The 21132-nt window shown below is 64.5% G+C and carries 21 protein-coding genes; 9 read left to right on the forward strand and 12 right to left on the reverse strand.

Annotated elements, in window-relative coordinates; translation table 11 throughout:
• Window positions 1-111 precede the first annotated feature (111 nt).
• Window positions 112-600, forward strand: a complete 489-nt coding sequence (locus ACEN9T_RS09395) for an Lrp/AsnC family transcriptional regulator (RefSeq protein ID WP_027680403.1) — start codon at window positions 112-114, stop codon at window positions 598-600.
• 14 nt (window positions 601-614) lie between these two features.
• Here ACEN9T_RS09395 and ACEN9T_RS09400 read toward each other — a convergent pair whose 3' ends face one another.
• The 9 genes from ACEN9T_RS09400 to ACEN9T_RS09440 all read right to left on the reverse strand — a co-directional run bounded on the left by ACEN9T_RS09400 (window position 615) and on the right by ACEN9T_RS09440 (window position 7747).
• On the reverse strand, window positions 615-1001 hold the full coding sequence (locus ACEN9T_RS09400) for an SgcJ/EcaC family oxidoreductase (RefSeq protein ID WP_413707608.1): 387 nt from the start codon (window positions 999-1001) through the stop codon (window positions 615-617).
• Between the two features lie 37 nt (window positions 1002-1038).
• The gene (locus ACEN9T_RS09405; RefSeq protein WP_252692415.1) at window positions 1039-1476 is read right to left on the reverse strand and encodes a hypothetical protein; all 438 of its coding nucleotides are present in this window, start codon (window positions 1474-1476) and stop codon (window positions 1039-1041) included.
• Window positions 1477-1497: 21 nt separating this feature from the next.
• On the reverse strand, window positions 1498-1911 hold the full coding sequence (locus tag ACEN9T_RS09410; RefSeq protein ID WP_092976382.1) for a hypothetical protein: 414 nt from the start codon (window positions 1909-1911) through the stop codon (window positions 1498-1500).
• The gene (locus ACEN9T_RS09415) at window positions 1902-2645 is read right to left on the reverse strand and encodes a LysM peptidoglycan-binding domain-containing protein (protein WP_092976385.1); all 744 of its coding nucleotides are present in this window, start codon (window positions 2643-2645) and stop codon (window positions 1902-1904) included. Before ACEN9T_RS09415 ends, ACEN9T_RS09410 begins: the two co-directional genes overlap by 10 nt.
• A gap of 124 nt (window positions 2646-2769) precedes the next feature.
• Window positions 2770-3261, reverse strand: coding sequence for a cupin domain-containing protein (locus ACEN9T_RS09420; RefSeq protein WP_413707609.1), 492 nt, complete (start codon window positions 3259-3261; stop codon window positions 2770-2772).
• Between the two features lie 134 nt (window positions 3262-3395).
• Entirely contained in the window at window positions 3396-4502 is a 1107-nt protein-coding gene (locus ACEN9T_RS09425; RefSeq protein WP_092976390.1) for a sulfotransferase family protein, read from the reverse strand.
• Entirely contained in the window at window positions 4499-5143 is a 645-nt protein-coding gene (cysC, locus tag ACEN9T_RS09430; RefSeq protein ID WP_092976392.1) for an adenylyl-sulfate kinase, read from the reverse strand. Before cysC ends, ACEN9T_RS09425 begins: the two co-directional genes overlap by 4 nt.
• A 16-nt stretch (window positions 5144-5159) precedes the next feature.
• Window positions 5160-6794 (reverse strand): methyl-accepting chemotaxis protein, encoded by a 1635-nt coding sequence (locus ACEN9T_RS09435; RefSeq protein WP_413707610.1) that lies wholly within the window; start codon window positions 6792-6794, stop codon window positions 5160-5162.
• A 257-nt stretch (window positions 6795-7051) separates the two neighbouring features.
• Window positions 7052-7747: a GNAT family N-acetyltransferase gene (locus ACEN9T_RS09440; protein ID WP_027680412.1), complete on the reverse strand. Its 696-nt coding sequence runs from the start codon at window positions 7745-7747 to the stop codon at window positions 7052-7054.
• Window positions 7748-8146: 399 nt separating this feature from the next.
• Here ACEN9T_RS09440 and ACEN9T_RS09445 point away from each other — a divergent pair, with 399 nt between their 5' ends.
• Together ACEN9T_RS09445 and kefC are read left to right on the forward strand one after the other, a co-directional pair.
• On the forward strand, window positions 8147-8704 hold the full coding sequence (locus ACEN9T_RS09445) for an NAD(P)H-dependent oxidoreductase (protein ID WP_413707611.1): 558 nt from the start codon (window positions 8147-8149) through the stop codon (window positions 8702-8704).
• Window positions 8705-8727: 23 nt separating this feature from the next.
• Window positions 8728-10668, forward strand: coding sequence for a glutathione-regulated potassium-efflux system protein KefC (kefC, locus tag ACEN9T_RS09450; protein WP_413707612.1), 1941 nt, complete (start codon window positions 8728-8730; stop codon window positions 10666-10668).
• Window positions 10669-10769: 101 nt separating this feature from the next.
• On the opposite strand, the gene ACEN9T_RS09455 is transcribed toward kefC, so the two are convergent.
• Complete coding sequence (locus ACEN9T_RS09455; protein ID WP_252692423.1) at window positions 10770-11564, reverse strand: DUF1835 domain-containing protein; 795 nt, start codon at window positions 11562-11564, stop codon at window positions 10770-10772.
• Between the two features lie 183 nt (window positions 11565-11747).
• Between ACEN9T_RS09455 and ACEN9T_RS09460 the strand changes: the two genes are divergently transcribed.
• The 4 genes from ACEN9T_RS09460 (at window position 11748) to ACEN9T_RS09475 (ending at window position 17180) form a co-directional block, all read left to right on the forward strand.
• A complete protein-coding gene (locus ACEN9T_RS09460; protein WP_413707613.1) occupies window positions 11748-13058 on the forward strand; it encodes a M20/M25/M40 family metallo-hydrolase in 1311 nt (436 codons plus the stop codon).
• Between the two features lie 163 nt (window positions 13059-13221).
• Window positions 13222-13962 (forward strand): 2Fe-2S iron-sulfur cluster-binding protein, encoded by a 741-nt coding sequence (locus ACEN9T_RS09465; RefSeq protein ID WP_092976403.1) that lies wholly within the window; start codon window positions 13222-13224, stop codon window positions 13960-13962.
• A gap of 9 nt (window positions 13963-13971) precedes the next feature.
• Window positions 13972-14985 carry an FAD binding domain-containing protein gene (locus tag ACEN9T_RS09470; RefSeq protein WP_092976406.1) on the forward strand — a complete coding sequence of 338 codons (1014 nt, stop codon included), beginning with the start codon at window positions 13972-13974 and terminating at the stop codon, window positions 14983-14985.
• Window positions 14982-17180, forward strand: a complete 2199-nt coding sequence (locus ACEN9T_RS09475) for a xanthine dehydrogenase family protein molybdopterin-binding subunit (RefSeq protein ID WP_413707614.1) — start codon at window positions 14982-14984, stop codon at window positions 17178-17180. Before ACEN9T_RS09470 ends, ACEN9T_RS09475 begins: the two co-directional genes overlap by 4 nt.
• A 135-nt stretch (window positions 17181-17315) precedes the next feature.
• Here ACEN9T_RS09475 and ACEN9T_RS09480 read toward each other — a convergent pair whose 3' ends face one another.
• Window positions 17316-17600, reverse strand: coding sequence for a hypothetical protein (locus ACEN9T_RS09480; RefSeq protein ID WP_024977383.1), 285 nt, complete (start codon window positions 17598-17600; stop codon window positions 17316-17318).
• A gap of 498 nt (window positions 17601-18098) precedes the next feature.
• Here ACEN9T_RS09480 and ACEN9T_RS09485 point away from each other — a divergent pair, with 498 nt between their 5' ends.
• Both ACEN9T_RS09485 and ACEN9T_RS09490 read left to right on the forward strand, forming a co-directional pair.
• Window positions 18099-19229 carry a porin gene (locus tag ACEN9T_RS09485; protein WP_092976412.1) on the forward strand — a complete coding sequence of 377 codons (1131 nt, stop codon included), beginning with the start codon at window positions 18099-18101 and terminating at the stop codon, window positions 19227-19229.
• Between the two features lie 143 nt (window positions 19230-19372).
• Window positions 19373-20371, forward strand: coding sequence for a Bug family tripartite tricarboxylate transporter substrate binding protein (locus tag ACEN9T_RS09490; protein WP_413707615.1), 999 nt, complete (start codon window positions 19373-19375; stop codon window positions 20369-20371).
• A gap of 6 nt (window positions 20372-20377) precedes the next feature.
• Here ACEN9T_RS09490 and kdpE read toward each other — a convergent pair whose 3' ends face one another.
• On the reverse strand, window positions 20378-21082 hold the full coding sequence (kdpE, locus tag ACEN9T_RS09495) for a two-component system response regulator KdpE (RefSeq protein ID WP_413707616.1): 705 nt from the start codon (window positions 21080-21082) through the stop codon (window positions 20378-20380).
• Window positions 21083-21132 lie beyond the last annotated feature (50 nt).

Below are 21132 nucleotides of genomic sequence, written 5' to 3' on the forward strand. Positions count from 1 at the left end.
ACGATCCTCGCAGTGTAGAAGTGTCGGTCCACGCAAAAATTGCGAAGTTGTGCCCACCTTGCTAAATTTGCGCAAGAAAATTGCCGAATTAATTGGTGCGGAGCAACAAAAATGAATAAAGTGGAACTCGACAAGATCGACCGCAAGATCCTGGAAGTCCTGCAGAACAACGGCCGCCTCACCAATCTGGAAGTCGCCGAGCGGGTGAATCTGTCGCCCAGCCCATGTTTGCGACGCATCCGGCGCCTGGAAGAGTCCGGCGTCATCCGCCAATACGCCGCGCTGCTCGACCCGACCAAGATCGGGCTGGGGCTGTCGGCGTACATCAACGTGCGGCTGGAAAAGCAGGGCGGTGCGCCCAAAGGGAAAGGCCCGTCTGACATCTTTCGCGCCGCCGTGGCGACGTGGCCGGAGGTGGTCACGTGCTACGCCATGACCGGCGAGATGGACTACCTGCTCAAGGTGTTCGTGGAAGACATGGAGCACTTCGCTCGCTTCATCCGCGACCAGTTGCTTGCGCACCCGGCGGTGATTGATGTGAAGAGCAGCTTTGCGCTTGAGCGGATTAAAGATACGACGGCGTTGCCGGTGGTGGTCTGAGATGTGCGCCCGTATCAGACATTGTCAGCCATCACCAAATTCGCATCCCGCACCAACCGCCACTTCCCATCCGCCCCTTTGCGCAGAATCGTCAACGTCTGCCCTGAGCGCCGCGCCACCTTCCCATCCGGCATCGTGATGACGATGTGCAGCGCATTTCGCAGATAGGCGATGTCGCCAAACACCTGCACCTCTTGAATATCGCTCGTCCCGTCGACGTGCACGTCCTTCATGCCTTCAGACATCTTGGCGAAGGCTTCCTTGCCGAAGGGCGCTTGGCCGGGCGTGAGAAACAGCACGTCGTCGGTCATCAGGCTGAGCACGGTGGCCAGATCGCCGCTTCTGCTGGCAGCGAGCCAAGTGTCCACTACGTTGCGGATGGCGCGTTCGTCGTCGGTCATGGCGGTGCGGGTGTCGGTGAAAGGGCGGCGTTTCACTCTACACCGCAGGTTCGACCGGCGGTGCCACGCGGCGCTTGATGAAGACGGCTGGAGATAACACCGGGATATGCCGGGCGCGCAGCGTGACCAGCCAATCGCCCACGGCGTCTTCGCAAGTGAGGCGAAAGTGGTTCGCGTCGAGCCATTCGACGTCATCCAGCCAGAACGTGTAGTACGCCGCACCGATGGTGCCTGTGCTGATGGCCCGTGAGAGGTCCGGAGCAACGAGTGTGACGGAGACCGCCTCTTCAAACGGGCAGTCGTAGCTGGTGATGAGGACGAAGCCGAGATCGGTCTGGTACTGCCGTAGCAGTTCGTAGCCGGGGATGGTGAGCGTGGGGTGCGGCACGCCGTCGATAATCACGCGCGTGCGCATGGGCCACCGCTCATACGGGCCGCTGTGTTTCTCCAGGGCGAAGCGTTGGAGCGGCTGCATGGCGGCGGCGCGTTGGTTGCGCTATTCCTTGCGCATGCCGCACAGGGCGACCTGGCGTGCAGGATCGGCGGAGTCCTTCCAGCCGGGTTCGTCGCGCTTCTGGTACGCCTCCATCGTTGGGTAGCCCTTTACGCTCCACGAGAACTCGCTGTAGCGCGAGACCTCGATGACGGCCAGGCCGCAGCGCTTGCGGTGGTCTTCAATCTTGAACGCCGCGTGCGGATGCTCGCCCGACAGATCCTGCTCGATCACTTTGTAGCGTGTGGGCCCGCACTTGAAGAAGCTGGCGTTCCACTCGATGGTCTTCGGCCGGACGAACAATGCTCCGTAGCACGCACGGCCATCACCGCGGAAGGTTCCGGTCAGGGTATCTGCAGCCATGGCCGATTGCGCTGCCAGCAGCGACACGGCGATGAGGAGGCGGCCTACTTGCATGCGGCGGTTCCGATCTTCGGGATGAGCGTGAGCACGTAATCGAGTTTCCGGATGTACGCGGCGTCGCCGTGGTTGTATAGCACGGCAATGTTTTGCGTCGTCAACGGCCGCCAGCCGGTGATCACCTTGCGCATGGCGGCTTTGCGGTATTTGACCACTTGTCCGGGCTTGAGTGTTGCGGCATTCGGGTTGAGCGCGCGCATCTCCGTCAGGGTTGAACCTTGCGCGCGGGCGATCTTGTCGAGGCTGTCGCCCGCCTTGACGGCGACCTCATAGACCTTGTCGTCGGTGTCGCGCACGCTCCGGACGTCGAACTTCGCCATGCGCGTGAGCAGGTAGCCGATGCCAGCGCGAATGTTCCAAGCTGGCACCGTTCGGGCCAGGCCCGCGTTCAACCGGGTGCGGATGGCCGGAGGGACGATCAGGTCGCTGCCTTCCTCGCCGCGCAGCAGGGTATTCAACCCCGGGTCCCCCAAGTTGCCGATCTGCATCGGCTTGGTCTGCCACGCTTCTGAATCTGCCCCTGTTTCAACCCACACCATCGCCTTGACGATCTGCCAGTCCAGCGGCAGATAACCCGCATTGCCCATCAGGTAGCGGTTGTATTCCGCCACCGCAGACTGGATATCGCAGTCGTAGCCGTTCCAGCGGTCGGGGTGCTGGGTGGAGGTGTTGATGTAATCCTGCCAGCGCTCGAAATCGGTTTTCGGTTTGACCTGGGCCTTGGTGACCATGTGCCCCTCCGTGGTTGCGTGACCTGTGGAGGGGCATGGTAGCCAGCGCCCGGCCGCCGCGTGTTAACGGCTGTTTATGTACCTTGCCGGCGGCTGGCGATCGTGAGCGGAGGCGCGTCAGGCTTCACTGCTTGGCCGACGGATCGTCCTGCGGGTTGACGTATTTGACGTCCAGCGGCCCCGTGCCATGAATCTGCACCACCGTCGTCGTCTTGGTGAAGGCGTAGTGGTGCATGCCGCCGGGCAGGTTGTGGAACCCGCCGGTCTTGAGTGGGTGTGCGGCGCTCGTGTCCATGGCGTCGCCGCTGCCCAGGTAGAGCGTGCCCGAGATCACCGTGAGGTTCTCGGTTTGGGTGTGCCAGTGTGGCGGCACCTTGTAGCCGCCCGGTGCTTTCAGGCGGATGACGTAGGGGCCATCTTTGCCGGGGTCGCCGTAGAGCACGGCCAGCTTGGCGCCCCTGGGCAGGCTCGGCGGCGCGTCGACCCACTTCAGGGCGGATGGGTTGATCATCGTCATGTCGCCCATGGCCGCTTCCTGTGCCGCAGCGGGCGTGGCGCCCAGGCAGAGCAGCATGGCCGCTGTCAGCAGCATCAATTGCGCGGATGTTGTCTTCATCGTCGTCTCCTTCTTGCCTCGGCATCGGCTCGCGGGCGACGCAGATGGCCGCCACTGGAGAGCGAGAGGTGCCTCACCCCAATCGTAGGGAAGGCACCTGCGCGGCTGACAAGCACGCAATTGCCCTAGACGGGCTAGTCCGCGACTTCAAACGCAGCCGGGTCGGCCAGCACCTCCAGCCGATGCGGTACCGTGGGTTTGACGGCCGCCGCCGTCATCGCTTGGAGCATGAGCCGCTCGCGCACGCCGCTCAGAAAATCGGCACGGTGGCGGCGCAAGACGAAATCGCGGTAGTTGTCGGCTTCCAGAGCGCGCCACGCCGTCTGGCGGTCGGCTTCGGAGCGCATGCGCGCAGCCTCCAGTTCGCGCGTTTCGATATGCGCGTTGGCGGCGGTCAGCGGGGCATAGCCATAGCGCGCCATGTCGTCGCGTGCCAGGGTTTCGATGATCGTGATTTCGTCCATCGACAACTGCTGGTGGAATTTGTCGATATTGGCCGTGATGGGCGCGAAACAATTGGACGTCCACAACGCGGACAACCGAGAAATCTGCCGCGCTTCGGCCGAGCGTGAAACATCCAGCATCTGCGGCAGGAAATCGATCTCCAGGAAACTGCATACGCGGCGCAACGTGCTTTCCTGATCGACCAGGAAATCTTCATAGCGGATGGTGCACGTGCGTTCCGGATACCGGGCGATGAGTGCATTGGCGGCGCGGTGCGCGGCCACCCAGGTCTGCGTGTTCAGCAGCGTGTCGAAGTCGTGGATGATCGCGCGGTTCATCGACGCGACCTGCGCGCGCGGGTCGCGCACCACGTTGAGGAAACGCATGTCGGGGAATAGCGTCATCAGCTCTGCGGCGTAGTGCACGCTGTCGAGCGACTTGTCCATGACCACCCGGGCGCCATGCTGTGCGCCCGCCCGCAGCAGCAGTTCCCACACCACGCGATGCACGCTGCGCGGTTGGTCGCGCAGGGTTTCGAATACCTCCACCGGATCGAACACCATGCCGGGCCATTTCACCATGCTCGCAGCCTGCAGGCCGATCACGTCGGTCACGAGGCGGAAGTACGCGCGATCGTCCTGCAGATTGCCGTACAGCGGCACCAGCGGCATGAAGTCGACGATGTGCAGCGGATACGGCGCGTAGAACGCCGGATTGAAGTTCAGGCGCAGGCGCAGCGCGTGGCTGCCGCAGCGACGCAGCGGAATCATCAGGACGGGACGGGGAAGGGCGGTCATCGAACGGTCTCCGGTTGACGGGTGTCCAGCCAGGCGGACATGTGCGCGTGCAGCGCGGCGGTGGCCACCGGCAGTGCCATTGCGCCGGTATCGAGCTGCAGCGAGGGCGCCACCGGCGCCTCATACGGCGACGACACGCCGGTGAACTGCGGGATCTGTCCGCCGCGCGCCCGGGCGTACAGCCCTTTCGGGTCGCGTGCCTCGCACACATCGAGCGCGGTGCAGACGTGCACTTCCACAAACCGGTCTGCGCCGATGATCTCGCGCGCCATCTCGCGATCGGAGCGCAGCGGCGAGATGAACGCCGTCACGACGATCAGGCCGACGTCGTTCATGAGGCGCGCCACCTCGGCGGCGCGGCGTAGGTTTTCCGTGCGGTCGGCTTCGGTAAAGCCGAGATCGTGGTTCAGGTGGTGGCGCAGGTTGTCGCCGTCGAGCACGGCGCAGCGCTGGCACGTTTCGTACAAGCGCTTTTCCAGCGCGTAGGCGAGGGTGGATTTGCCCGCCCCGCTCAGGCCCGTGAGCCACAACGTGAGCGGCGCATGGCCGAACTGGTGTGCGCGGGCTTCGTCAGCCACCGCGCCGGTATGCCAGTAGACATTCCGTGCGGGGCCTGCGCAGGAGGAGAGGGCAGATTTCATCGCGGCGTCCTCCGGCTCAGGCCGGCAACAGGGCTGGCTGGTGGTAGCCGATACGCGGCGCGGGAGCTGATGCAATCGCGTGGTTCGCCAGCTTGAACACGCTCACCACACCCACCAGTCGGTTCGATTGCTCGCGCATCGATTCCGCCGCCGCCGCTGCTTCTTCAACCAGCGCGGCGTTCTGCTGGGTGACTTCGTCCATCTGCGTGATGGCGCGGTGAATCTGGTCGATGCCGCCGGCCTGTTCGTCGGTCGCGCCCATGATTTCGGTCACGATGGCGGTCACGCGGTGGATGCTGCTCACCACGTCCTGCATGGTGGTGCCGGCCTGCTCCACCAGCGCGCTGCCTGCGTCCACATGGTGGGCAGAGTCGTTGATCAGCACCTTGATCTCCTTGGCCGCCGCCGCAGAGCGCTGCGCCAGCCCGCGCACCTCACTGGCAACGACGGCAAAGCCGCGCCCCTGCTCGCCGGCGCGCGCCGCTTCCACCGCCGCATTGAGCGCAAGGATGTTGGTCTGGAACGCAATGCTGTCGATCACGCCGATGATTTCGCTCACCTTGCGTGCCGATTCGCTGATTGCGCCCATGGTGTCCACCACGCGTGCCACCACCGTGCCACCTTGCGTGGCGACCTCGGCGGCTGTGGCAGCGAGCTGGTTGGCGTGCCGCGCATGCTCGGCATTCTGTTTGACGGTGGCGTTGAGTTCTTCCATCGATGCAGCGCATTCCTCCAGCGCGGAGGCCTGTTCCTGCGTGCGGGTGGACAGATCGAAGTTGCCGGTGGCGATCTGCTCCGATGCCGTGGCCAACGTGTCGGTGCTGGTGTGCACCTGTTCGGCAATCGTCGCGAGGCTGTCGCGCATGCGCTTCATGGCGTGCATGAGGCTTGCCGGATTATCCGGGCGCGTGTCGATCACCACGGCCAGGTTGCCGCCAGCGATCTGGCTGGCAATATCGGCCACGGTGCCCGGCTCGCCGCCGAGCTTGCGCAGCAACCCGCGCGTGATGAGCGCGCTGGCCGCGAGGCTCACCAGGAGCGCCACCACGCTCAGGGCCACCAGCCAGTTACGACTGTCGACATAGCTCGCCTTGGCCTTGGCGGTGTTTTCGTCGTTGAGCTTTTCTTCAAACGCCTGCAGCTTGCTGAGCAGATCCCACCAAGCGCGCTGCACGGGGCGGAATTCGAAGCGCAGCACCTTGTACGCGTCTTCCTTGTGGCCGGAGGCAATTAGTGCCTTGACGCGCGTTGCGAACGGTGCGGCTAATTCCGCCTGTTGCCGGATTTGCGCAAGCAGCGTTTTTTCTTCGCTGGTGGTGTCCGGCAACGTGTCGAACATGCGGCCGAGCTTGCGGTCGGCTTCGGCGTAGGTGCCTTCCTGTTTTTCAACGCGGGTCAGTTCGGTCTGGATTTCGTCATGCTGCTCCAGCAACACAATATTCCGATAAGCCAGTGCCCGCTCGGTAACGCTCGAATACATTTTTGCGGCGAGCTTGGCTTCCACGGCGTTGACCTCCGTGGAGTCTTCCAGCAGCCGTCGAAAATCCGACATGCGCTGCAGGCTGAATGCCATGAGCAGAACAAGCAGCCCCATCGTCAAGCCGAACCCCCACGCGAGTTGGGTGGCCACCTTCATTTTCGAGAAGCGCATGATTGTCCCCGTCATAATCGATAACGACTGCTCTATCGAGCCAAATGGCGAGGGGCTTGAGGGATTTAATTCAAATTACTCAATATGCGTAATGCCGCGTCGAATTGGCATCACAAAATATGCGCCTGGATAATGGTGACGCTTTTTACTGAGTTTATTTTATTGAAATGGCTTGCATTAAATTGCGAGCAATCAAAGCGCGTCACGCAAAACAAAACGCCCGGTGGAAGCCGGGCGTTTCTTGCGCTGCGATGCCATCACACGGTGCGCTTTTGCGGCACCAGGGAGCGCCAGAAGCGTTGGCCGAAACGGCGCACGTCGCGCAGGTTGCGCTTGAGCATGTAGTCGAGATCGGCCACTTGTTCGTCGATGGCCTCCGTCAGCAAGCTCATCGTGTCTGCAGGCGGCAGTTCGAGGTACGCGTCAGCCTCGCCATAGGCGTACTGCACGCGCATGCCGGCCTTCTTGGCGATGTGCATCATGGCCGCGTTGCGCGATAGGCAGTGCATGTACAGCGTGCGCACCTTGGTGTTCTGGCCATGCATGGCGGCACGCTGGAACAGCGCACTGCCCACGCCCTTGCCGCGCGCTGATTCCGACACCGACACGCCGAACTCCGCCACGCGCCCTTGCGGGTTGTCGCGCAGGTAGGCGAGGTGGCCCACGCCGGTCAGCTCCAGGCGCTCGTTGTAGACGCCAAAGACCTTGTCGTGGTCAAAATCGATGCTGTCGACGTATGCCTCGATGACGTGATCCCGTACCACCTGGCCGAATCGCAGCAGGCGGTCTTCCTCGCCCAGGGCGAGCAGGTGTTTGAGCAGGCGCGACCGGTGGTGCGCAGCAAGCTCGCGCACCAGCACGGTGGAACGCGGCGCGCCTTGCGCTGCTTCCGTCTTGTCGATGTCGTCCTGGGTGACGACGCCGATGGCCTTGCTCAGTTCGAGCGGGTTCACGACACAGTTCCTGTTCTGATCGCGCCTTTCAGTGCAAGGCAGCGAGGTGATGAGTCGGAGGCGCGGATGGCACCTCCGGGGCACTCAATCGGATGCAACTGAGTGTTGTGCAATGCACCATACCATTGTAGTGCAATCAGGGTTTCCCCGTAAGTCTGGCGTCAGACTTTCCACAGGATTTCCCGATAAATCATTGATTTAGCGCATCCGAGCACGGCTTCCAGCCGTGTGGTGTGGTAACAACGAAAATGCTGCGTCGCGCAAAAGCGAGGAAAGAAGCGCTTTTAAAAGTGCTGCCCACGAGGCATCACTGCCAAATCTCCCGCCCGGTTCGTAACGCCGCTCAACAATAGCCGTGCGAAGATGCGCCATCAAGACGCCCCCGCCTCCTGATTTTCCATGACGCCCTCGCGCATTCTTGTGATCTACGCGCATCCCGCGCCGCGCCGTTCGCGTGCCAACAAGCCGCTCGCGCGTGCGCTGGCCAGCTTGCCTGGCGTGGCCCTGCGTGACCTTTACTGGCATTACCCCGATTTCGACATCGACGTGCGTGTCGAGCAAGAAGCGGTGGAGGCTGCGGAGCTGATCGTTTTCCAGTTTCCGGTGCAGTGGTACGCCACGCCGTCGCTGCTCAAGGAGTGGATCGACGTGATTCTGGAGATGGGCTGGGCCTACGGGCCCGGCGGCACCGCCTTGCGCGGCAAGCATCTGATGGTGCTGGCCACCACCGGCGGCCGCGCGCATTCCTACAACCCGGATGGCGTTCACGGCCACACGTTCGACATGTTCCTGCTGCCGCTGCAGCAGACCGCGGCGCTCTGCGGCATGCAATGGCAGCCACCGCATGTGCTGCACGACGCCGACGATGTGTCTGCCGAGGCCATCAACGCCCATATCGCTCAGGTGCGCGCCGCGCTGCAACCCTGGCTCCCGGCTGACGGCGATTCCGCCGTCTGACGTTTCCGATCTCTTCCTTGCCCATGCAATCGCACGATCTGCTTGTCAATTTCGTCATCTACCTAGCTGCGGCCGTGGCGGCAGTGCCGTTGGCGCGTCGGCTGGGGCTGGGCTCGGTGCTTGGCTATTTGCTGGCCGGGGTGATCGTGGGGCCGTGGGGCTTGCGGCTCATCACCAACGTGCAGTCGATTCTGGATTTCTCAGAATTCGGCGTCGTGCTGATGATGTTTGTGATTGGCCTGGAGCTGGAGCCGGCGCGGCTGTGGTCGCTGCGGCGGAGCATCTTCGGTTACGGCGGCCTGCAGATTGTGGTGTGCGCGTTAGCCGTGGGGCTGGCGGTCATGGCGGTGGGCCATCCGTGGCGCGCGGCTGTGGTGGCCGGGCTGGGATTGGCGCTGTCGTCCACGGCGATTGCGCTGGCCACGCTTTCCGAGCGCAACCTCATGCGCACGCCTGCCGGCACGGCCGGCTTCGGCATTCTGCTATTCCAGGACATCGCGGCCATCCCGATGATCGCGCTGCTGCCGCTGCTGGCGACCGATGCAAGCGACGCATCCGGCGGCCATAGCTGGGTGGCTGCGGCCAAGGCGGTGGGCGTGGTGGCGGCAGTCATTTTTGGCGGGCGCACGGTGTTGCGGCCGGTGCTGCGCGCCATTGCCCGTACCAACATGCGCGAGATGTTCACCTCGTTTTCGCTGCTCCTGGTGGTGGGCATTGCACTGCTGATGCACAGCGTGGGCTTGTCGATGGCGCTGGGCGCTTTCATTGCCGGCGTGCTGCTGGCCGATTCCGAATACCGCCACGCGCTCGAAACCGACATCGAGCCGTTCAAAGGCCTGCTGCTGGGCCTGTTCTTCCTGGCCGTCGGCATGTCGATCGACTTTGGCGTACTGATGCGCCAGCCGGTCGCCGTGATCGGGCTGGTTGCGGTGTTCCTGGCGGTCAAGATTGGCGCGCTGCGCCTGCTGGCCACCCGCTTTGGCATTGCGCGCGGGCAGGCGTGGTTGTTTGCGTTCCTGCTCTCGCAGGGCGGTGAATTTGCATTCGTGGTGTTCGGCCCCGGCGTCGCCGGCAACGTGCTCGGCGCGGAGACGGCCGCTGCGCTCAACCTCGTGGTGGCGCTGTCGATGGCCGCGACGCCATTGCTCCTGCTGCTGCACGACAAGGTGCTGGTACCGCGCCTGATGGATGGCAAGAAGCGCGCGCCCGACGCCATCGAGCCCCAGGACAACCAGGTCATCATCGCGGGCTTCGGCCGTTTCGGGCAGATCGTCGGCCGCATGCTCTACAGCCAGGGCTACAGCGCCACCGTGCTCGATCATGACCCGGACCAGATCGACATGCTGCGCCGCTTCGGCTTCAAGGTCTTTTACGGCGACGCCACGCGCATGGATCTGCTGGAAACCGCCGGCGCCGACAAGGCCAGCATGATGGTCGTCGCCATCGACGACATGGAGACCAACCTGGAGGTGGTCGACCGCGTGCGCGAGCGCTTTCCCCACCTGAAGCTGTATGTGCGGGCGCGCAACGTGTCGCACGTGTACCAACTGCGGGACCGCGGCGTGGAGGTGATCGAGCGTGAAATGTTCGAAGGCTCGCTTATGCTCAGTCGCCGCGTGCTGGAAGGGCTGGGCAAGGAGCCGTACGAGGCGCACCGCATCGCCCAGACGTTCCGCCGGCACACGCTCAATTCAATGGAGCAGGTCTACCCCGTTTACCGCGATCAGAAGAAGCTTGTGTCACTGGCACAGCAGGGGCGCGACGAGCTGGCCGAAATGTTTCAGCGCGACCGCACCCAGCGCAAGCGCCTGCGCGAATCCGGCATGCCGTGGGGCGAAGGCGACGTCCATAGCGACGTGGAAGGCACGCAGCCCGATACCGATCTCGCCAACGAAGTCGACGGCGGCGACCCTGACGCCCCGATTGATTGTCCCGCACGCGCAGGCCTGCGCCGAGACGGCTGACCCGCGCCGGTTACGAACGCGTTTTAGGCGTAAGCAGCGCGAACAAATAAAAAGGAGCGCTTTCGGCGCTCCTCAGGGCAGATCCAGGTTTCGGGCGGCGCTTACACGGCCACGCTCACATTGCGACGCAGCTCGCAGGTGCTGAGCGAATCGGCCTCGCCGCGCAGCAGCAACTGACCGTTGCCGACCAGTTCGCGGCAGCGCCAGAAGACGAACCAGTCGCTGGCGAGCAGCCCGTCGATGGCGCCCATGATGCTGCCCACCACGTCGCGTGCGCTGGCCCAGTCGGTCGGAACGTGCTCCAGGATCACTTCATCCACCGTGCCGTAGGACACCGGTACCAGCGTGTTGCCTTTCCACAGCCGCGTGTCGGCATTCTCGCGCACGGTCTGCTGCCATTCGTAGGCCAGGCGGCCGATGCGCAGCACCGACACCGGCGCAATGGTCGAAAACCGCCGCGCCAACCGGGCGCCCGAGTACATGCCGATGGTCGTCAGCGGACCTTGACCGTTGGGGGCCTCAAGTTCGCGCACATCCATGCCGACTTCATTGATGCGCTGGGGCGATTGGTGCAGGTGGAACGCCACGCGGCGCAGCATGAGCTGGTCCGACGCGCTTTGGCCGTGCCAGATGGCGACTTCCGTGGTGGCATCGCGCAGATCGGCGAGCGACGCAAGGGCGTCGCGCATTTCGGAGGCGAAGTCGATATTGCTGTTGGGCGCCACGCGCTGCCAGAAGCCGGAGCGCGCCATGGCGACGCTATCGACGTCGACCAGCGGCCCGACGGCGAGATCGTCGCGCAGTACGACTACGGAATCGGGGCGGCCAGCCTGTGCGAGCGCCTGCTTGAGCGTGGCGCCGGCAACATCGCCGTTGACGACATGGATGTATTGCATGGCAGCAATTGTAGCGAGAGTGTCAGCCCGGCGCTTTCGTTTTACGCATCTCTATCAGTATTCCTTTGCGCGGTGTCATGCGCCTACCCAAAGGGGGGATAGCCCTCGGGCAATCGTCAGACGGGCGTGCGAAAATCGCCGTTTTGTTGCAGACCATAACTAAGAACAGGTGAGGAAACATTCATGAGAGCCCCGTTGTTGCCCAAGGGCATGCGCCCGGCACTGCTGGCCGTCATCGCAATGGTGAGTGTGCTGGCTGCCGGCCATGCCGCCGCCGTGCCGCCGGCTGAAATCTACAAGCGCGCCCAGCAGGAAAAACCGGCGCTGATCGACACCATGAAGACTCTGGTCTCGATCGAATCGGGCAGCAAGGACATCGAAGGCCTGGACAAGATTGCCAGCGTGATCGCCGAGCGCTTGCGCGGCATGGGCGGCGACGTCAAGCTCATCGACCCCAGCGACCATGCCTATCGCATGGCCGACACGCCCGAGAAGATCGGCAAGATGGTGCTCGCGCGCTTCAAGGGCGAGGGCAAGCGCAACATCATGCTGATCGCGCACATGGACACCGTCTATCTGAAGGGCATGCTCGCGCAGCAGCCATTCCGCATCGACGGTGAGCGTGCCTACGGCCTGGGCATTGCCGACGACAAGAACGGCGTGGCGGTCATCCTGCACACGGTGTCGATTCTGCAGGCCGTCAACTTCAAGCAATACGGCACGCTTACGGTGCTGATCAACGGTGACGAGGAGATCAGCTCGCCGGGCGCGCGGGCCATGCAGGCCAAGCTGGGCGCCGAGCAGGACGCCGTGTTCTCGTGCGAAGGCACGCGCGTGACCTCCGACAAGCTGTCGCTGGCCACCAGCGGCATCGGCGCGATCCTGCTGGATGTGAAGGGCAAGGCTTCGCACGCGGGCGGTGCGCCGGAGCAGGGCCGCAACGCGTTGTATGAGCTGTCGCACCAGGTGCTGCAGATGCGCGATCTGTCCAAGCCGGAAACGGGCCTGAAGGTGAACTGGACGGTGGCGCAGGCGGGCACCAACCGCAACGTGATTCCGGCCGTGGCCAGCGCCCAGGCTGATGTGCGCCTGCTGCGCGCGGCCGATGCCGACAAGCTGGAAGAGACCGTCAACGAGCGCATCAAGAACAAGCTGATTCCGGATACGCAGGTCTCGGCCCGGTTCGAGCGCCGCCGCCCGCCGCTGGAAGCGACCCCGGCGTCGCGCGCGCTGGCCGAACACGCCCAGAAGATCTACGGCGAGCTTGGCAAGACGCTGGAGATTGACGACAAGGCCGAAGGCGGCGGCACCGATGCCGCGTTTGCTGCGTCGAAAACCAAGGCGCCCGTGATTGAGCGCTTCGGTCTGGCGAGCTTTGGCGCGCACTCGAATGACGCCGAATATGTCGACCTCAACTCCATCGTTCCGCGCCTGTACCTGTTGACCCGCATGGTCATGGATGTGTCGCGCGACCGCGTCGGCCTGGGCAAGTAACCGCACTGCAACGCGGCGCGTAAGCCTTACACGCGCCGCAGCAATTCCCCCTCGCGAAGCCACTGCTCAGTGGCTTTCCAACGCCCGGGTGCCGGGTATTCCGCTTGCTTTCCCCTGACGCATGTCCCCAGCTACGGCCGCCTCGGCCGGTGGAGCGCGCGCCATGTCTGATCACCCCTTAACAGCATCGAATGACCCTGCCCACGAACCGGATGGGGCACCCGCACGCCCGAGCCGGCGCGGCTTTCTGCAGAGCGCCGCAGCCGCCGCCTCGGCGTTTGCGCTGCCGCACGAACCGGCCGGTGCGGGCACTTCTGCATCGGCCCCGGCACGTCCCGCTGCGTTGGCGCCTGCGCGGCCGGTATCGCTCAATATCAACGGCAAGCCGTATGCGTTGTCACTGGAGCCGCGCGTCACGTTGCTCGATGCGCTGCGTGAAGTGCTCGGCCTGACCGGCACCAAGAAAGGCTGCGATCGCGGCCAGTGCGGCGCATGCACCGTCCTCGTGAACGGGCGGCGCATCAACAGTTGCCTGACGCTGGCGATCATGCACGAGGGCGAGGCCATCACCACCGTCGAAGGATTGGCACACGCGCATGAAGGCGTGGTCGACCGCACGGCGCTGCATCCGGTGCAGACCGCGTTTCTCGAACACGACGCCTTTCAATGCGGATATTGCACGCCAGGGCAGATCTGCTCGGCGGTGGCGGTGCTGGACGAGGCGCGCCGCGGTATGCCCAGCACGGTCACGTCGCCCGCAGCACTGGGCAATGACGGCCCCGTGGCGCTGACCGAAGACGAAATACGCGAGCGCATGAGCGGCAACATCTGCCGCTGCGGCGCGTACCCCAACATCGTGGCGGCGATTCGCGTGGTGGCTGCCAAGTCTGGCAACGCTGCCTGAGGAGCCGCCATGCAATCGATTGCCTATGACCGTGCGTCTTCCGTTGAAGCTGCCGTGCGCCTGGGCCATGAGCCGGGCGCGCGCTATATCGGCGGCGGCACGAACCTGCTGGACCTGATGAAAGGCGGCGTCGAGCAGCCCCAGCGGCTGGTGGACGTAAGCCGTCTGCCGCTCGCGCAGATTCGCGCGTTGCCCGACGGTGGCCTGCGCCTGGGCGCGATGGCGCGCAATGCCGATACGGCGGCGCATCCGCTGGTGCGCTCGCGGTATCCGCTCCTGAGTGAAGCGATCGTGTCGGGCGCCTCGGGTCAGCTACGCAACATGGCCACCAACGGCGGCAACCTGATGCAGCGCACACGCTGCCATTACTTCTACGACACGGCGTATCCGGCATGCAACAAGCGGCAACCCGGCTCCGGCTGTGCCGCGCGTGAGGGCTTCAACCGCATGCACGCCATCCTTGGTGCGAGCGAGGCATGCGTAGCGACGCATCCTTCCGACATGGCTGTCGCGCTGCCCGCGCTGGATGCCACGGTGGTGGTGCACGGTGCGCACGGTGAGCGGCGTATTCCCATCGAAGCGTTCCATCGATTGCCGGAAGCGCACCCTGAAATCGAGACGACACTCGGACCCGGCGAGTTGATCATCGCCATCGATCTGCCGCCGCCCGTGTTCGGGTCGCACGTGCACTACCTGAAGGTGCGCGACCGCGCCAGTTATGCGTTTGCGCTGGTGTCGGTGGCTGCGGCGCTGGCATTGCAGACCGATGGGCGGACGATCCGGGAGGCGCGAATTGTGCTCGGCGGCGTGGCGCACAAGCCGTGGCGCGCGCACGCGGCCGAGCAGATGCTGGCGGGCCAGGCCGTGGATGCGCAGTTGTTTGCCCAGGCGGGTGCGCTGGCCGTGCAGGGCGCCCAGCCGCTGCGCGACAACGGCTTCAAGGTGCCGCTCGCACAGCGGGCGGTGGCCCGGGCGCTCACCATCGCGGTCAATCCCGCCAATCCGACAGGAGGTGTGGCATGAGCAACGTGGGCCAACCGCTGGACCGCACAGACGGTCTGCTCAAAGTCACGGGTCAGGCGCGCTATTCAGCAGAGTTCCAGGTGCCGCGTCTGGTGCATGCGGTGCTGGTGCAGAGCACCGTGCCTGCGGGTCGGATCACGCGGGTCGATACCCATGTCGCGCAGGCCATGCCCGGCGTGCTGCTGGTGATGACGCACAAGAACGCACCTCGCCTGCCCAACGGCGGCAAGCCAGCGCTCGAACCCCCGGCCGGACGCGCACTTTCTTTGCTGCAGGACGACCAGGTGCACTACAACGGCCAGCCCGTGGCGCTCGTGGTGGGCGACACGCTGGAACATGCCCAGGCCGCAGCGCGCATGGTGCGCGTGGAGGTTGCCCAGCAGCCCGCGCGGCTCGATTTCGAAACCGCCCGCGCCGATGCGCACTCGCCTGGCAAGGTGCAGGCGCAATCGGCCGATACCACACGCGGCGATATGGCTGCCGGTATGGCGCAGGCGGCGCAGCGCATCGAGGCCGTCTACGGGACGCCCATGGAGACGCACAACCCCATGGAGCCGCACGCCACCATCGCCGTGTGGGAGGGCGATTCGCTTACGCTGTACGACAGCACGCAATACGTCTCGGGCGTGCGCCGCACCGTCGCCAAGACGCTTGGCCTGTCGCCTGACAAGCTCCGTGTCGTGTGCCCCTTCGTGGGCGGCGGGTTCGGCTGCAAGGGCTCCGTGTGGTCCCACGTGGTGCTGGCCGCGATGGCCGCCCGCCAGGCGGGGCGGCCCGTCAAGCTGGTGCTGGAGCGCCCGCAGATGTTCGGCCCGGTCGGCGGGCGCCCGCGCACCGAGCAGCGCATCGCCGTGGGCGCCGCCAGCGACGGCCGCTTCACCGCCATCTCGCATGACTCGCTGACCACCACGTCGATGATCGAAGACTGGACCGAGCCCTGCGCCATCGTCACCCGCATGCTTTACGAGACGCCCAACCAGCGGACCACGCATCGGCTCGCGCGGCTCAACATCGGTACGCCGACGTTCATGCGCGCTCCGGGCGAAGCCACCGGCACGTTCGCTTTGGAAGTGGCGCTGGATGAGATGGCCTACACCCTGGGTCTCGACCCCGTGGAACTGCGCCTGCGCAACGACGCTGCACAAGATCCGGAAAAACGCATCCCCTGGTCGAGCAAATCGCTGGCAGCGTGCTACCGTGCCGGCGCCGAGCGTTTCGGCTGGGCGCGCCGCAACCCGCAGCCGGGCAGCATGCGCGAGGGCAACACACGCATCGGCTGGGGCATGGCCACGGCCACGTACCCCGCCAACCGCAGCGCGGCCGGCGCCACCGCGCGCTACCTGCCCGACGGCACGGCGCAGGTCGAATCCGGCTCGCAGGATCTGGGTACCGGCACCTACACGGTGATGACGCAGGTGGCGGCGGATGCCATGGGCATGCCCGTCGACCGCGTGCATTTCAGCCTGGGCGATACGCGCATGCCCGAGGCGCCGGTGTCGGGCGGTTCGCAGAGTGTGGCCAGCGTATCGCCCGCCGTGCAGGCCGCCGGCGCGCGGGCCCGCGATGCGCTGATTGCCGCGGCCATCGCCGATGCCAGCTCGCCGCTGCACGGGCTTGCCGCAAGCGAGATCACCGTGGTCGACGGCTTCTTGAGCGCCCGCAGCGGGGCGCGTGAGCCCGTGGCTGCCGTGGTCGCGCGCTACGGCCGCCCCATCGAGGTGACCGCCAAGGTGCAGCCGGGCGAAGAAAGGCAAAAGTACTCAATGCACTCGTTCGGCGCGGTGTTTGCCGAGGTGCATGTCGATGCGGACCTGGGCGTGATCTGCGTCTCACGCATCGTGGCGAGCTACGGCGTGGGGCGGCTGCTCAACGCCAAGACGGGACGCAGCCAGCTCGTGGGCGGCATCGTCTGGGGCATGGGCATGGCGCTGTTCGAAGAAAGCCTGTTCGATACGCGTTACGGCCGCATCGTCAATAACAACCTGGCGGAGTACCACGTGCCCGTCAACGCCGATGTGCCGGACATCGACATTCTCGTGCTCGACGAGGCGGACCCGCACATCAACCCGCTGGGCGCCAAGGGAATCGGCGAGATCGGCATCACCGGCGTGCCGGCGGCCATCGCCAACGCCGTCTATCACGCCACCGGCCGGCGCGTGCGCGAATTGCCGATCACGCTCGACAAGCTCATCTGAGCGCGCATGAAAAAGCCCCGCTGGCGCATCACCAGCGGGGCCAGAGTGGGCCAAGAGGCGGAAAACGGAGGATGCCTGGAGACCGGCCCGTAATTGATCAATGCGCGATGAACGCGGTGAATGCCGATCAGCGCATCAATTCGGAACCGGGTACCCGTAGACCGTCCCGCCGCCGTCGCGGGAGCGGCCGGCCGGATCGCTGCGCATGCCGTCCGAATACGGATCGAAGCGGCCGCTGCGCGCACCTTCTGTATACGTGTCGAAGCGTCCGGTGCGGGCACCGTCGCTATAGACGTCAAACCGTTCGGCCCGTGCATTCTGGCCGAACACTTCCACGCGGCTGGCCTGCGCCCAAGCGCTGCCCGCCGCGAGGGCTCCGACCGCCAACATGGCGGCCAACCCCATTTGCTTGAGTCGCATGGCGAACTCCTTCTTCAACTGATTTTCGGTGCTGTTTTAGGCGTGGTCATTTGATGTCCTGCCACGGTCTACAGCCTAGGTCAGGGGGCATGCCCTATCCACGGTGGTGCGACGAACGGTTTGTTGTCGGCGCTGAAATGATGCAAGTCAGCGTGAACCGCGCTGAAAAGCGCGCCAATGGCGTAACGCCCCCGGCAATCTCCCAACCTTTTTGTCTAATCAAGAGAGCGGTTCAAAGACTGTGGGCCGCCTTGGTGCACCACAGCAGGGCACGACGCGCTGGCAAGCCTTGTCGCAGGCCGATTTGGTGCGGCGCATTAAGAGCGATGCGCGCGTACCACACTTGGTAGAACGATTCCGTGAATTACTTTGCCGGGCATATGGGCTTTTGTTAAATTTGCGCGGCACTTCCGACACGGAAGTTAAGGAAACGGAGGAGCCCAACCTCATGCACACGGGGTCGGGCGGTTTGAGACAACTCTTTTATTACGAGCCCACATGAAAAAGTCTGCCATTCTGGTTGCAGTTGGCGCCCTGTTCGCAGGTTCTGCCTACGCCCAATCGAGCGTGACGCTGTACGGTATTGTCGATACCAGCATTCACTACATCAACAACGCCAACCAAGCTGGCAACAGCGTGACCCAGATGGAAAGCGGTGCTGTGTCGAACAGCCGCTGGGGCCTGAAGGGCTCGGAAGACCTGGGCGGCGGCAACAAGGCACTGTTCGTGCTGGAAAGCGGCTTCAACTCGGATTCGGGCCGCATGAGCAGCTCGGGTACGCTGTTCAATCGTCAATCGTTCGTGGGCCTGTCCAACAAGGATCTGGGCACCATCACGCTGGGCCGTCAATACAACTTCGGCTTCACGACCGGTGGCAACTTCGACCCGCTGGGCGTGGGTAACTACGACGGCAACTCGTGGATGTACTACGGCCTGACCGGTCTGCGTGAATCCAACATGCTGAAGTACGAAGGTAAGTGGAACGGCCTGTCGGTCGGCCTGGCCTACGGCTTTGGCGAAGTGGCTGGCGCTGCAAGCCAGAACTCGTACGTTGGCGGCACGGTGGCCTATGAATTCGGCCCGGCCTACATCGGCGCCTTCGCTCAACAGCACAAGGACGTTGCTGGCAACAAGCAAACCGTGTGGGGTATCGGCGGTAACTACACGATCGCTGCAGCCAAGCTGTTCGCAGGCTACATCGACAGCAGCGACGCCACGGGTTGCGTGAACAGCTCGGCAAACTGCGTCGGCGGCAGCGCTTTCGGCCTGAACATCTACGGCAACGCCACCTCGGGCGCTGGCCTGACCCCGGGCGCCACGAAGCGTCGTGACCACGTCGGCATCCTGGGCGTGACGTACAACGTCACCCCGGCCCTGGCTCTGACGGGCGCGTTCTACTACGACAGCATCAAGAACGCTGCTCTGACCGCCGGCAACGACGGCAAGCGCTACACCGGCGTTCTGCTGGCTGAGTATGCTCTGTCCAAGCGCACGCAAGTGTATGGCACGGTCGACTACAACAAGGTCAAGGACGCAGCTCTGCCGGAACTGTCGGGTGGCGGCAACGCAACCGGCGTTGGCAAGTCGAACCAGACGAGCGTTGGCGTGGGTATCCGCCACATCTTCTAATCGACGCTGTCACGCGATTGGGAACGGAAAAGGCGCCTTCGGGCGCCTTTTCTTTTGGCTGCTGTTTTTGTACGTCGCCAGGCGAGCTTGCCTGGGCATCGGCCTACAATGTCGCTTTCCGTTTCTTCCGCTGACATTGCGCCATGACTTCCGCACGTACTGCCCGCCGTCGTCTGATTGCCTCTGCCGTGCTGCTGTGCTCCGGCCTGCCGCTGCTTGCCACCGTGCCTGCGCAAGCGCAGGACTATCCGGCTAAAACGATCCGCATCATCGTCGCGTACCCGACCGGTGGCATTTCGGACAACGTGGCGCGTGCGCTGGGCGAGAAGCTGTCGGCGCAACTGGGCCAGCCGGTGGTGGTGGAAAACCGCGCCGGTGCCGGCGGCAGCATCGGCATGGACGCCGTGGCCAAGGCGGCGCCAGATGGCTACACGCTGGGTTTCTCGTCGGTCAGCCCGCTCACGCTCAACCCCCATTTCGGCAAGCTGCCGTATGACCCGCAGAAAGACATCGCGCCCGTGGCGAATGTCATGTACGCGCCGATGATCCTGCTGGGCACGCCGTCGTTCACGGGCAAGAGCTTTGCCGACATGCTGAGCCAGTCGCGCACCAAGCCGGGCTCGATCCGTTGGTCGACATCGGGCCTGGGTACGGTGGGGCACCTTGCGCTGGAGCAGATCAAGTCGCAGGCGCGCGTGGATATCACGCTCATCCCGTACAAGGGCGGTGGCCAGCAATTGACGGATGCGCTGGGCGGCCAGGTGGAAGTCATGTCGACCAACGTCGGCCCGACCCTGATGCAACACATCACGAGCGGCAAGCTGCGCCCGCTGGCAGTGGGTGCGCCGCACCGGCTCGATACGCTGCCGAATGTGCCGACCTTCACCGAGCTGGGTTATGCCAAGGCGAACATGGCATCGACCTTCGGCGTGTTCGCGCCTGCCAAGACGCCCGCCCCCGTGATTGCCCGATTGAACGCCGAGATCAACAAGGCGCTGGCTGCGCCCGATCTGCGCGAGCGCCTCACGCAGGCCGCCGTGGTGCCGGCCGGCGGCACGGCAGAGCAGTTTGCTGCGGCCATCCGCGCGGAATACGACAGCAACGGCCGCATCGTGCGCGCCGCCGGCATCAAGGAGCAGTGAACCGGCTTACGCCGTGAAGCGGTACCCGACGCCGACTTCGGTCAGCAGGTGCTCGGGCCGCGCCGGATCGCGCTCAAGCTTGTGGCGCAGGTGGCCCATGTAGATGCGCAGATAGTGGCTGCTGTCGGAATGCGCGGGGCCCCAGACTTCGCGCAGCAGTTCGCGGTGCGTCATCACAGTGCCGCGGCGGCCAAGCAGCACTGCCAGCAGCCGGTATTCGATCGGTGTGAGATGCACGGCTTGGCCATTGCGGTTGACCAGGCGGCGCGCCAGGTCGACTTCCACCTCGCCGAAGCGGATGATGCTGCCGCCGTCTTCGCCGCGCTTGGCATGTCGCCGCAGCAGCACGCGCAAGCGCGCAACCAGCTCGCCCACGCCGAAGGGTTTCGTCAGGTAATCATCTGCGCCGGCATCAAGCGCGTCGATCTTGTCGCGCTCATCCACGCGAGCCGAAAGCACGAGCACCGGCACTTCCGTCCAGGTGCGCAACTCGCGAATCAACTGCATGCCATCGCCATCGGGCAGACCGAGATCGAGGATCACCGCATCCGGCTGACGCGTGCCGGCTTCGATCAAGCCGCGCTCGACGCGGTCGGCTTCATGCACTTCGCAGCCTTCCTCCTCCAATGCAGCGCGGACGAAGCGTCGGATGTGCGGCTCGTCGTCGATGACGAGGACGGTGGGTGTGAATGTGAACGGCATGGCACGCATTGTAGAGGGCGCGGCCATAAAAAAACGGACCCCGCAGGGTCCGTTTTGCT

Source organism: Ralstonia sp. Ralssp110 (genome assembly GCF_047325135.1).
GTDB lineage: Bacteria > Pseudomonadota > Gammaproteobacteria > Burkholderiales > Burkholderiaceae > Ralstonia > Ralstonia mojiangensis.